This window comes from Sphingobacterium thalpophilum, assembly GCF_038396785.1.
Classification (GTDB): domain Bacteria; phylum Bacteroidota; class Bacteroidia; order Sphingobacteriales; family Sphingobacteriaceae; genus Sphingobacterium; species Sphingobacterium thalpophilum_A.
In genome coordinates, this window is the sequence record NZ_CP151087.1 from 465703 (window position 1) to 477018 (window position 11316).

14 protein-coding genes and 1 tRNA gene are annotated in these 11316 nt (G+C 38.3%); 6 read left to right on the forward strand and 9 right to left on the reverse strand.

Features of this window, described 5'->3' with window-relative positions; translation table 11 throughout:
- Positions 1 to 293: 293 nt before the first annotated feature.
- Entirely contained in the window at positions 294 to 1451 is a 1158-nt protein-coding gene (locus AACH28_RS02140; RefSeq protein ID WP_341832116.1) for a TlpA disulfide reductase family protein, read from the forward strand.
- 110 nt (positions 1452 to 1561) lie between these two features.
- On the opposite strand, the gene AACH28_RS02145 is transcribed toward AACH28_RS02140, so the two are convergent.
- On the reverse strand, positions 1562 to 2059 hold the full coding sequence (locus tag AACH28_RS02145) for a GNAT family N-acetyltransferase (protein ID WP_070564113.1): 498 nt from the start codon (positions 2057 to 2059) through the stop codon (positions 1562 to 1564).
- Between the two features lie 77 nt (positions 2060 to 2136).
- Between AACH28_RS02145 and AACH28_RS02150 the strand changes: the two genes are divergently transcribed.
- Positions 2137 to 2280 carry a hypothetical protein gene (locus tag AACH28_RS02150; RefSeq protein ID WP_341832117.1) on the forward strand — a complete coding sequence of 48 codons (144 nt, stop codon included), beginning with the start codon at positions 2137 to 2139 and terminating at the stop codon, positions 2278 to 2280.
- 229 nt (positions 2281 to 2509) lie between these two features.
- Here the strand turns inward: AACH28_RS02150 and AACH28_RS02155 are convergent, their stop codons facing one another.
- Positions 2510 to 3055, reverse strand: a complete 546-nt coding sequence (locus AACH28_RS02155; protein WP_115048692.1) for a hypothetical protein — start codon at positions 3053 to 3055, stop codon at positions 2510 to 2512.
- Positions 3056 to 3057: 2 nt separating this feature from the next.
- Positions 3058 to 3270, reverse strand: coding sequence for a hypothetical protein (locus AACH28_RS02160; protein WP_046673369.1), 213 nt, complete (start codon positions 3268 to 3270; stop codon positions 3058 to 3060).
- Positions 3271 to 3751: 481 nt separating this feature from the next.
- On the opposite strand from AACH28_RS02160, the gene AACH28_RS02165 reads away from it, so the two are divergent.
- Positions 3752 to 4117 (forward strand): transposase, encoded by a 366-nt coding sequence (locus tag AACH28_RS02165; RefSeq protein ID WP_149525777.1) that lies wholly within the window; start codon positions 3752 to 3754, stop codon positions 4115 to 4117.
- A gap of 115 nt (positions 4118 to 4232) precedes the next feature.
- A complete protein-coding gene (locus AACH28_RS02170) occupies positions 4233 to 5081 on the forward strand; it encodes a transposase (RefSeq protein ID WP_341831122.1) in 849 nt (282 codons plus the stop codon).
- 107 nt (positions 5082 to 5188) lie between these two features.
- On the opposite strand, the gene AACH28_RS02175 is transcribed toward AACH28_RS02170, so the two are convergent.
- Positions 5189 to 5276: transfer RNA gene (locus AACH28_RS02175), tRNA-Ser, on the reverse strand.
- 114 nt (positions 5277 to 5390) lie between these two features.
- On the opposite strand from AACH28_RS02175, the gene AACH28_RS02180 reads away from it, so the two are divergent.
- The gene (locus tag AACH28_RS02180; RefSeq protein WP_286882959.1) at positions 5391 to 5891 is read left to right on the forward strand and encodes a 3-oxoacyl-ACP synthase; all 501 of its coding nucleotides are present in this window, start codon (positions 5391 to 5393) and stop codon (positions 5889 to 5891) included.
- A 74-nt stretch (positions 5892 to 5965) separates the two neighbouring features.
- A complete protein-coding gene (locus AACH28_RS02185) occupies positions 5966 to 6478 on the forward strand; it encodes a BON domain-containing protein (protein WP_159332942.1) in 513 nt (170 codons plus the stop codon).
- A 76-nt stretch (positions 6479 to 6554) separates the two neighbouring features.
- Here AACH28_RS02185 and AACH28_RS02190 read toward each other — a convergent pair whose 3' ends face one another.
- The 5 genes from AACH28_RS02190 to AACH28_RS02210 form a co-directional block, all read right to left on the reverse strand.
- A complete protein-coding gene (locus tag AACH28_RS02190; protein ID WP_112374130.1) occupies positions 6555 to 7280 on the reverse strand; it encodes a ThiF family adenylyltransferase in 726 nt (241 codons plus the stop codon).
- A 78-nt stretch (positions 7281 to 7358) separates the two neighbouring features.
- Complete coding sequence (locus AACH28_RS02195) at positions 7359 to 8024, reverse strand: TatD family hydrolase (protein WP_341832118.1); 666 nt, start codon at positions 8022 to 8024, stop codon at positions 7359 to 7361.
- Positions 8025 to 8085: 61 nt separating this feature from the next.
- Entirely contained in the window at positions 8086 to 9372 is a 1287-nt protein-coding gene (locus AACH28_RS02200; RefSeq protein ID WP_336828719.1) for an anthranilate synthase component I family protein, read from the reverse strand.
- Between the two features lie 3 nt (positions 9373 to 9375).
- On the reverse strand, positions 9376 to 10653 hold the full coding sequence (locus tag AACH28_RS02205) for an adenylosuccinate synthase (RefSeq protein ID WP_070564133.1): 1278 nt from the start codon (positions 10651 to 10653) through the stop codon (positions 9376 to 9378).
- Between the two features lie 127 nt (positions 10654 to 10780).
- Entirely contained in the window at positions 10781 to 11272 is a 492-nt protein-coding gene (locus tag AACH28_RS02210) for a Fur family transcriptional regulator (protein WP_046673375.1), read from the reverse strand.
- Positions 11273 to 11316: the final 44 nt, after the last annotated feature.

Genomic DNA, 11316 nt, shown 5'->3' on the forward strand with positions numbered 1-11316 from the left:
CTTTGCGGTTTTATAAATTTTCTTCGTGTGCTTAATGATCTCGTCTTGTATTTTACAGCTTTAAGTTAATATAAAGGTGATTTGTTAAATATTGGTGCTAATACGCAAAGATGCAAAAGTTTGGTAAAACACACAAATTAATAACTTATCTATTACCTCTTTTATGGCAGAAAACACCTGTCAAATTGTTTTATCGGGTATATACCATGGATTATACTAAATAGTGACTGGTTTAGAACAGAAAAATTCCGTATATTTAGGTTCGTAAATTAACTGAAAATAGACTTTATATTATGAGAATTCGGGCAGGATTGCTAGTAGTGGCTCTTACGCTTCCTTTCTTCGTTTGTGGGCAAAATCGCTATCAAATTAATGGCACAATACCCCCACTGCAGGATGGTGCTAAAGTATTTTTGATCTACGAAATAGAAGGTAAGTCTGTCGTGGATTCCACTTTTTCCAGAGGAGGAAATTTTTCATTTTCGGGAACCGTAGACTATCCTGTTTCATCATCGTTATATCTCAATAAAAATCCATATGTAAATAGACCAGCTCGCAACGAGCAAATGGATTTTTTTCGTTTTTACCTTGAGCCTGTGACTATGGAAATGCGAGCAAGCGACTCCTTGAAGAACATTGTAATTAGCGGGTCTCAAATTAATCTCGACCAAGATGCTTTAAAAAAAATGCGAAGCGTTGTAGATGATAAATTTACAGCACTTAATAAAGAATTTTATGCACTTTCAGCTAATCAACAGAGCGATCCTAAAGTACGGGAAGCTTTTATTGATCGGGAAAAGGGATTAATGGATGACCTGTATAGCGTTCATTTAGCATTTGCTCGCCAACATCCATCGTCTTACCTTAGTTTAATCAGTTTATCCTTTGTTGCTGGACAGGAGAAATTTATAGAAGAGGTTAAAGGGATATACAGCGGTTTAGCGGAGGAGCTCAGAAGCTACCCTTTGGCCAAAGAGATACCCATGCAATTAGAATCGTCGATCAGGACGAAAGTTGGACAGATTGCCCCCGATCTTGAACTACAAACGCAAATGGGTACGAGTCTAAAACTAACTGAATTCCGAGGAAAGTATCTATTAGTAGACTTTTGGGCTAGTTGGTGTGGACCATGCCGTGAGGAAAATCCAAATCTTGTAGCGCTTTACAATAAATACAAAGATTCGGGATTCGAGATCTTAGGAGTATCCCTGGACAAGGCGGCTCAACGCGAACAATGGATGAAAGCAATTGCAGATGATAAGCTCAGTTGGCCACAAGTATCTGATTTAAAAGGTTGGGATAGCCAAGCAGCAAAAAGTTATGGCATAAATTCCATACCAGCAAGCTTCTTATTGGATCCCACAGGAAAAATTATATACCGCGACCTCAGGGGAAAAGATTTAGAAGAAAAGTTAAAGGCGATCTTTTCCGATAAAGACGATCATAAATAGTGCGTTTAGTAGTGTGTCCGATAAGCCGTATTAAGACTGGAGTATTCTTGTTAGGCCCGGAACGTAAATGCAAAATGTACTAAGAAGAAAGCTGGTAATAAATAGGCTGATCAAATCACTGATTCATCTAATCTGTAAATAAATTCCTCGATTTCGATTTGGCGTGCATTAGCAAAACCTCGGTCTGTACCAACCTTAACAAAACCACAATTTTCCAGTACTTTTTGAGAACCGATATTATCGAAAGCGACACGCCCATAAATCGGACGGCTTGTTTCAAATGAAAGAAGTTCTTTAAGCGCCTTTGTTGCAATTCCACGTCCCCAGAATTTCCGGTCAATCCAATAAGTGATCTCAGCATCACCATCAATAACAAACTTCGCAATACTTCCTACAATTGTCCCATCAACCAGAATCGTTTGATTGTTTATACTTGGCTCATTGAGAAATTTAGCATATTTCTCAAGGTAAGCTTCTTTGTCTGAAGAAGTACTTGAGGTAAATGCGGCGAGATAATTTGCTTCTTCATCAAGCTGAAACTGATAATGTGTTTCTAAATCCGTGTATACTGTCGGTCTAAGTGTAAGTTGAAAGTTGAGGGCATCCATGCTTTTTTAGTTCGGTTTATTCCCAAATATAGTAATAAATACACTATTGTTTAAACTCGCCTCAGGTATATGTGGATATGAAGCAAAAAACAAATTCTATCGTCTTCGAATTGGGCGTTTATATCTTTCCAACCTATATTGTCATTGACCGAGATGGCAAGATCATCTTTAGAGATTCATCCGAGGGTCTTGCCCGCATAAAAGATATTTTACTAAAATAATGATTATAATAGGCCAAAGTTATTATAATCGTTGTGGTAGTAATAATATCTATCGCTTAAAAAGATCAACCATTTGGAACTGCAGTAAGTATGAATATGAAAGTTTTCATCAAAGCCAACTCAAAGTCCAGCTGAGGAAAAGCCGAACAAAGGTAGAAGTTGGTCAGGTCAAGAGCCTTTAAATTTAGACTTCTCCTTTTATCGAAATTTAAGTGGGTATGATGTTCCTTCACTGAGCCCATACGGGGAGAGATGTAGATACCTCGATTCCTAAAGCATTATCTTGGTATTTAAACACAGTTTCAGGTACTATGTGGTTTTCGCTTATATCCACCCCCTTAACAGAGGAAAAGAGATTTAGATGTCTTTTCACAAGCGGCATGGTATGAATATATGAACGGGTTATTTTGTCAGGGTCGGAGTCGCAACTACTATTTTTCTTAGCCTTAGACCTCGCTTGGCATATGTACATATTATCGGTGTAAAAAAAGATCATTTCAATCTTATTTTCAGGATACAAGGCTTTAATGTCTTGTAGCATTTGAAGATGCACCTTATTAACGATATTGACCTCAACAGCAAAATCTTCGTCATGACTCAGCAGCCCCAACAGCTGTTCCTCAAATCTCCGATATCCATCTTTTAAACCTAGTTCAGCATAGCTTTGAACAAAGAGATTTGGGTCAAGTATCTTAATCCCTTCTGGGATGAAATACTGACCACAAGTACTTTTCCCAATGTAAGGGGGACCGGTTATCACATATATTGTCGCCATGATCAAATACTTTGAATCGTGCCATCGCGATGCTCTTCAACCATTTGCCCATCCTTGTTATAAACCAATGGCTGTTCGCGAGAAAATAAATAGGAACGAATGCTCTTTTGCAATTCTTGCCTCCATTGTATCTTTTCATCCGCAGACATAGTGAGCGGATCTTTTTTCATCTTTCCAGTTTTGACAAGTTCTTCTTCTTGAATTATCCTTTTCATTTAAAACTTAATTAACATTAGCTTGTACGATTAATTAAATATAAACATATATTAATATATTATAAAAAAATATTAATATAAAAAACGCCAATAATTTGATGAATTGACTTTTGATTGGCAACAAGATCCATTAATAAAAATTGACTGATGTTGTTAATTCTCTTGATCAAGAAAGCCTACGAAAGAATTATACAGTTCATAGGTAAAGTTATGTGCCTACTTCAATATCTTAAGGTAAAATTTAGACAACTAACAAAATGTAGAGCGATAATGTAAAACTTTCGAACTCATTAATCTAGCTCAGAATCTCGTATTCATAAACGACTCTCCAGTCACCGGATTTGGCTCTTATTACACGTGGGATTTTGTAAGATGAAGTTCTCATAAAACGTTTCCTCCTTTGGTTTGAATTTGGATCATGTACAAAAGTTGTGGAGGGGATAAAAAATAATTAGATATTTGTGCTTTGATATTTATACAGATGCACGAATCTTTCAACGCGTTAATGCCCTTAATTATTCCCGAAGGAGTTTCCGATTATTTTGAGATGACCCACTATTCCAAAGAAGAAAAAAGACTGGATATCTTTCTGGAGGAACTCAATAATACACCTGAAGAATATCAAGGCCAGAAGTTGATTTCCAAGGGGTTTTTCGAACCCGTTACCCTTCAAGATTTTCCTATCCGTGGCATGCAGGTCTATCTTCATGTCAAGCGCCGCAGGTGGCTCAACCAGGATACCGATAAAGTAGTCTACAGAAATTGGGAACTAGTAGCCAAAGGGACGCGCATCACACAGGATTTCGCAGCTTTTTTAAAAGGTATCAGCGGACAACCAGGCTCATAGCATTCAGACCATCAGTTCATTCTATGGGATATCAGCCAGTAAACTAAGGAGATACTACCGCAATAAACTGAGCGGTTTCCAGGATTGGGAGCATCGCGAAAATGCGCGAGATGGATTGACCTTCCCACAGAATGTCAGCGGCCATCTTTCTATTGACGAGACCTGCCTATCCCATGGCGAGCTCTATACCGTTGTCACCAATAAAGAAGCACGGGGCAAAAAAGGGACCATTGTAGCCATACTGAACGGGACAAAATCAGAGAACATTATCCCGATCCTTCAAAAGATCCCACAGAGATTACGAAATAAAGTTCAAGAGATAACGCTTGATTTAGCCGGTAATATGGGATTGATAGCCAAAAGATGCTTTCCCAATGCTGTTCAGGTAATAGACCGTTTCCATGTTCAGCAACTTGCTAACGAAGCGCTTCAGGAAATAAGGATAAAGCACCGCTGGCAGGCCATTGACTATGAAAATCAGGCAATTGACCAAGCACGAAAGAATAAGGAAACCTATTTTCCGGAAGTCCTATCCAACAGTGAAACCATCAAACAGTTACTTGCAAGAAGCCGATACCTGCTTTATAAAAGTGAACATAAATGGACTTACGAGCAAAGAGAAAGGGCTGCTGTACTCTTTGAGCGATATCCCGATATTGAAAAGGCGTACAGGCTATCCCAAGAACTCTCTTGGATATTCAACACCACCATAGATAAGATCTACGCCTTTACAAGGTTGGCAAAATGGGCGGATAAAGTGGAACAGGCCGGCTTCAAGTCATTCAACACCGTCTCCAGAACCATAAATATCCATCACAAAAAAATATTGAACTACTTCGACAACAAGAGTACAAATGCTTCAGCAGAATCTTTCAATGCAAAGATAAAAGCTTTCAGAAGTCAGTTTAGAGGTGTAGGTGACATCAATTTCTTCCTGTTCAGATTGACCAAATTATTTGCGTAGTCCACAGGTTTTGAAACTGATCCTTGAATTTGGTGCTGTTTTTGGTGCTGGTATAATACTTAAAACAGAAAAACCGTTTTTAACAGTGTTAAAAACGGTTCGTTTTGCGGAAAGGGAGGGATTCGAACCCTCGATACAGTCATCCCGTATACAGTCTTTCCAGGACTGCTCATTCGACCACTCTGACACCTTTCCGTGTTTCAGTGCACAAATGTAGTAATTTTTTAATTTATTGCAACCTTATTCGTATTATTTACCATCCAATTTATTATATTCTATTGAGCCTAAGCCTATTGTTTTTATTTTTTAATGAATAAAACTTATTCCTTATTTTTCGGAATGACAAATAATTATTTCGACATAAAAGGGGAGGTCCTTGAGATAGCGCTAAAACGCACCAAGGAACGAATTACAATGATAGAATCTGCTTTGGAAACCGCACGGGATTCAAGTAATGACGATACAAAAAGTAGTGCTGGAGACAAATATGAGACGTCACGTGAAATGATCCAACAGGACATTAATCGCTACCAGAAACAACTCGTGGAAGCCAATAAAGATCTGCAGCAACTGATCAGTATAGAATCATTATCAAATGATGTAATTGATGTCGTCAGATTAGGAACACTTGTTCAAACCAATGTTGGACTATATTTGATCGCCACAAGTATCGGAGCTGTAAAAATAGGGACCAATAATATCTTCGTTATCTCGCCTGCATCTCCAATTGGACAACTACTTATCGGGAAAAAAATAGGTGATAGTTTTGTTTTTAATAACGTTAATCAAAAAGTTATTGCAATTTACTAGGTGATGAAAATACCGAAAAATTAAACAATATGCCGACGCATCTGTTCTTATTTAGTACAGAAACAAAGAATGACATGAAATTCAATAGTTTACTTTTAATCTTCTTGCTTGGTGCTGCACTATTTATTCACTCTTGTAGATCGCCCGAGTCGGACGAAAAACTAAGATCAAAAATCGAGACAGCGTTGGAAACTACTGCGGGCATCGGAGTCGATGTCGAGGAGGGTAATGTAACCTTGAATGGACAAATAGGTTCAGACTCTCTCAAGCAGGACATAGAAAACAAAACAAAGCTAGCCGGAGGAGAGGATATCAAATCCATTCACAACAATATTGTCGTAAATCTTCCTGAACCAGAAGATGCCCGTGAAAAATATCATGAAATTTTGGGCGGCGCGATAGATTCTACCTTAACACGAGATGTTAACCTTGTTCTGGAAGATTTTCCGACCATTACAGCACAGGTTAAAGAAGGGATTATAATTGCAACGGGTAATCTTGAAAAATCAAAAATAGATACACTCAAGAAACGATTGGAACATATCAAGCCCAAAGGTATTGATATAAAAGGGGTCACAAGCCGATAGCCTAAGAAAAAAAGAAGCTACCGTCAATTGGCAGGCAGCTTCTTTCATTTCTTCATATGTTTATTTAATACCTAAGTTAAGCATTTTCTATTAAATCTCGTATAGCAACAGAAGCTATTGCCCCACCAAAAGCCGCTGGTAGATAGGACATGGTGCCATAAGCGGACTTTTTAAAATTACTCCCATCGGTATACAATAATGAATCCTTGTTTGGAAGTTCGGTTGAAAATGCCACTTTCACTCCATCACGTATACCATGTTTGCGCAATTTCTTACGGATATGTTGGGCCAACTTACAATTATAAGATTTACCGATATCAGCAATTTTTATTTTTGTCGGATCCACTTTGCCACCGGCACCCATTGAACTTACAAATGGTATATTGGCTTCTAACGCCCTCCGAATGAAAAATAGTTTCGGTGTAATACTATCAATGGCTTCCACACAATAATCTGGCGCCAAATCTAATAAAGCGGGTATCTTTTCTGGAATGATAAAATCTTGTATTACGGTTAAATCCAATTCAGGATTAATGGCCAACAATCTTTCCCGCATAATTTCAGCTTTTGCTTCACCATGATTAGTTGCCAAGGCAGGCAATTGTCTATTACGGTTAGACGGATCCACTGTGTCTCCATCGATAATGGTCATTTTCCCAACTCCCGCTCGGCATATAAATTCCGCAGCAAAGGATCCAACACCACCTAATCCCAAAACCATCACATGTGAATTTGCCAATTTTTCAACCGCTGATCGACCTATCAATGCTTCGGTACGTGACAGCCAACTTAAATCTTTCATCTATCTAAATTTGTTTTTTTATATTTTCATGAAACCTTATAGCTATCCGACAACGTGAATAAACAGACTATGATGGCCTCACTTATTAAATACTTTCTTATAATTTTGGTATAAAGCCCGCTTTAGCTCCTCCAACTCGATCGATCTGATCCGAGCTACGTATTGATAAAGCGTAGTAATTTCTACGGTCGTATCTGTATCCGTTTCTAGAAACAATTGACTGAGTGAAATATTTTCCAAAAGCTCGTCTTGACTTCCATTTAAACAATGTCCACCTATTGAAAGATAGTACCCCTGATCAATTAATTGCCGAGCTAGTGTCCAATTTTTCCGATAGCCATGGAAAACAACAGCTTCGTTAAAATTCACTTTTTTTAAACAACTGACAATCTCCTGAAAAGCTCGAACACAATGAATAATCAACGGTTTTCGATAAACTTGAGCCAGTTGAACCTGTCGATCAAAGACCTGCAGCTGCTGGATGAGGGGAATAGCAATATTTTTATCCAAACCGCATTCGCCTATCGCCAAAACTTGAGCCTGTTTTAATCCTCCTTTCATTAAGGCTAAAGCAAGTTCAGAAGTCCCGTCTATATACCATGGATGTAACCCTATGGAGCAATCTGTTTCAGTGATTTCTTCAGCATGATTCAATGCGATATTCTTCACCGAGAGAATCGCGCGCTCTTTGATCGGATAATTCCGATGAGTATGTAGATCGATATAAGGAACTTGTGGTACCAATGGGACAAAGGTCGAAAAAATACTTGAAGCAAAAAATATTCTCTACAAATTTAGTATAGTTTTATTCTTTCAACTTTGCATCTAAAGCTTCAAGGATGGCGGAAGCTTTCAAAAGGCATTCTTGATACTCCTGATCTGCAGCAGCCTGATTGGTAACTGCTCCACCAGTATGAAAGGAAAGGTACCGTTTTTGTTTATTATACAGCAGTGAGCGGATGACTACATTAAAATCGAACTCATCATGTACAGTGTCAAAGTATCCGATAGACCCTGCATAGATACCTCTCTTTCGAGCTTCAAGCTGATCGCAAATTTGCATAGCTGCAATTTTAGGAGCACCTGTCATCGAACCTGCAGGAAAGGTATTTCTAAATACATCCACATTGGCGACTTTTGGGTCTTGCATGCAGGTAATGGTAGAAATCATTTGATGCACTTGTTCGAAGGATTGAATCTCAAAAAGGCGAGTAGCCTCAACTGTTCCAGGAAGAGCACTTCGTGTCAAGTCATTACGCACCAAATCAACGATCATCACATTTTCCGCAATCTCCTTTTTTGACCTCAACATATCAGCTATAATCTGTCGGTCCTCTTCCGGGCTTGTTCCTCTTCTAGCTGTCCCTTTAATCGGTTGAGAAATCAGCTTTCCCTGCCTTTTCGCTAAAAATCGCTCCGGAGAAGCACACATGATAAAATGATGTCCTACTCTGAAGAATGAACTAAATGGGGTAGGTGATAGGCTATTTAATTGATGATAAACTTCGAGCGGCGAGATGTCGGCGTTCTCCGCATAAAATTCCTGACAAAGGTTAACTTCATAAATGTCTCCACGTTGAATATGCGCTTGCACATCTTCAAATGCTTTAACGTATTCACTTTTTGTCCAACGCGATTGTACTTGCACTACGATTGGAGCTGCTAAAGGAATCTTCGTATCGGAAATAGCTTGATAGATTTTAACTGGATCTTCAGCCTCTATATGCACTTGATTTGCCGTCCATCGGAGCGTAATCGCTGGCACGAAGAAATAAGTTTCCGGAAATTCGAGCTGATCCTTTCCCGTTGTCTGTAATTCCTCTATCTCATTCTTGAGGTCGTAGGATAGAAATCCAGGGATAAACTGAGATTGATGTAAATTCAAAAATGTATCGAGCTGATCAAATACATTTTCATTTGCACGGAAGGAGAATAATGCCTTGACAGCCAAAACTTGCTCATATCTTCCCCATTGATCGGACATCCCATTACTATTAAAGAAAGAAATTTCATCAAATTGCCCCGACCAATGCAGGGCTTTTTGATGAAATTTATCTTTAGAATCGAGAAGATCAAAACTTTCGATCCGCATAGTTTATTTTGATAAAGCTAATGTTTGTTTACGATCAGGACCTACCGATAGGATTGTGATAGGTACTTCAAGAGCTTTCTCTAAATAAGAAATGTAATTTTTTAATGCTTCAGGTATCTCCTGTTCAGACGTTATACCAGTCAAATCTTGTTTCCACCCATCAATTTCTTCCAAGATAGGTTCGGCTTGATGTGTGATGATTTCATAAGGCATATAATCAATCACTTCACCATTATATTTATAATGTGTACATGCATAAATTTTGTCGAAGGTATCCAAAACGTCGGCCTTCATCATAATCAAGTCTGTTACGCCATTAAGCATAATAGCATATTTCAAGGCAGGAATATCAATCCAACCTGTACGGCGAGCACGACCAGTAGTTGCTCCAAATTCATGACCTAATTGACGTAATTTTTCGCCAGTTTCATCGTGAAGTTCAGTAGGGAAGGGACCACCACCTACACGAGTCGCATAAGCTTTAAAGATACCATATACCTTGCCGATTTTATTTGGTGCAATACCTAGGCCTGTACAAGCTCCGGCTGTTGTGGTATTCGATGAAGTTACAAATGGATAAGAACCAAAATCAACATCCAACAGCGTACCTTGCGCGCCCTCAGCCAACACACGTTTGCCTTCTTTCAGATATTGATTCACCAAATGCTCTGAATCCACATGTGGGATAGATTTAATGAATTCGATAGCATCTAAAAATGCCTTCTCTTTTTCACTGAAATCAGGTATCTCACCATAGTGCGAAAGAATGCTTAGGTGTTTTTCTTTCAACTTTTGGTAACGCTCTTGAAAATCCGGAAGTGTCGTATCACCTACACGTAAACCATTTCTACCGGTTTTATCCATGTAAGTTGGACCGATACCTTTCAAAGTGGATCCAATTTTTCCTGCACCCATTTTTGATTCTGAGGCAGCATCCAATAATTGGTGTGTAGGCAGGATAAGGTGTGCTTTTCGCGCTAAAACTAAATTGCCTTTACCCACCGGATCAAAACCAGCTGTCTTCAGGTTGTCTAACTCTCTTTTTAAGATAATCGGATCGATAACGACACCATTACCAATAAGATTTAGTGTACCTTCATTGAAGATACCAGATGGAATTGTGTTGAGTACGAATTTCTTGTTATCGAATTCCAACGTGTGTCCGGCGTTAGGGCCGCCTTGGAAACGAGCGATTAAATCGTATTTTGGACAAAATACGTCTACGATTTTACCTTTACCCTCGTCACCCCATTGTAAGCCCAAAAGCACATCAACTTGCATAGCTTTTAAAGTATAGTAATTAAAATGTTATTAATAAAAATAGACTCTATTTAAAAATAAAATGTTCAGGAATTTTCCCCTGAACATTCCTGAACAAATGTACTATTATATTTAAGAAAATATAAGATTAATTTGAAATAGCTTCGTGAGCGACGGTCTCTTCTTTTTTGTTCTTAAGTTGACAGTCTTGACATACACCATACAAATTGAGTGAGTGGTGCTTAATATCAAATTTTAAAAGATCTCCCATGAGACTCTGAATTTGGTTGATACGTGGATCACAGAATTCAACAACCTTATTACATTCAATACAGATCACGTGATCGTGTTGTTTGAACCCATATGACTTCTCAAATTGTGCCATGTTCCTTCCAAACTGGTGTTTTGTAACCAAGTCACAAGAGACCAAAAGTTCTAGGGTATTATAAACTGTAGCACGACTGACACGATATTTCTTGTTCTTCATATGGATATACAAAGACTCTACATCAAAGTGATCAGTACGTGAATAAATCTCTTCCAAAATCGCATAGCGCTCTGGTGTTTTTCTTAGATTTTTATTTTCTAAGTAGGCTTCAAAGATTTTTTTTACAGTTGCAAAATTTTCAGCTTGATTCATAGTAAAAATATTCTTGTACAAATTTACCAATTAAGATTGATATT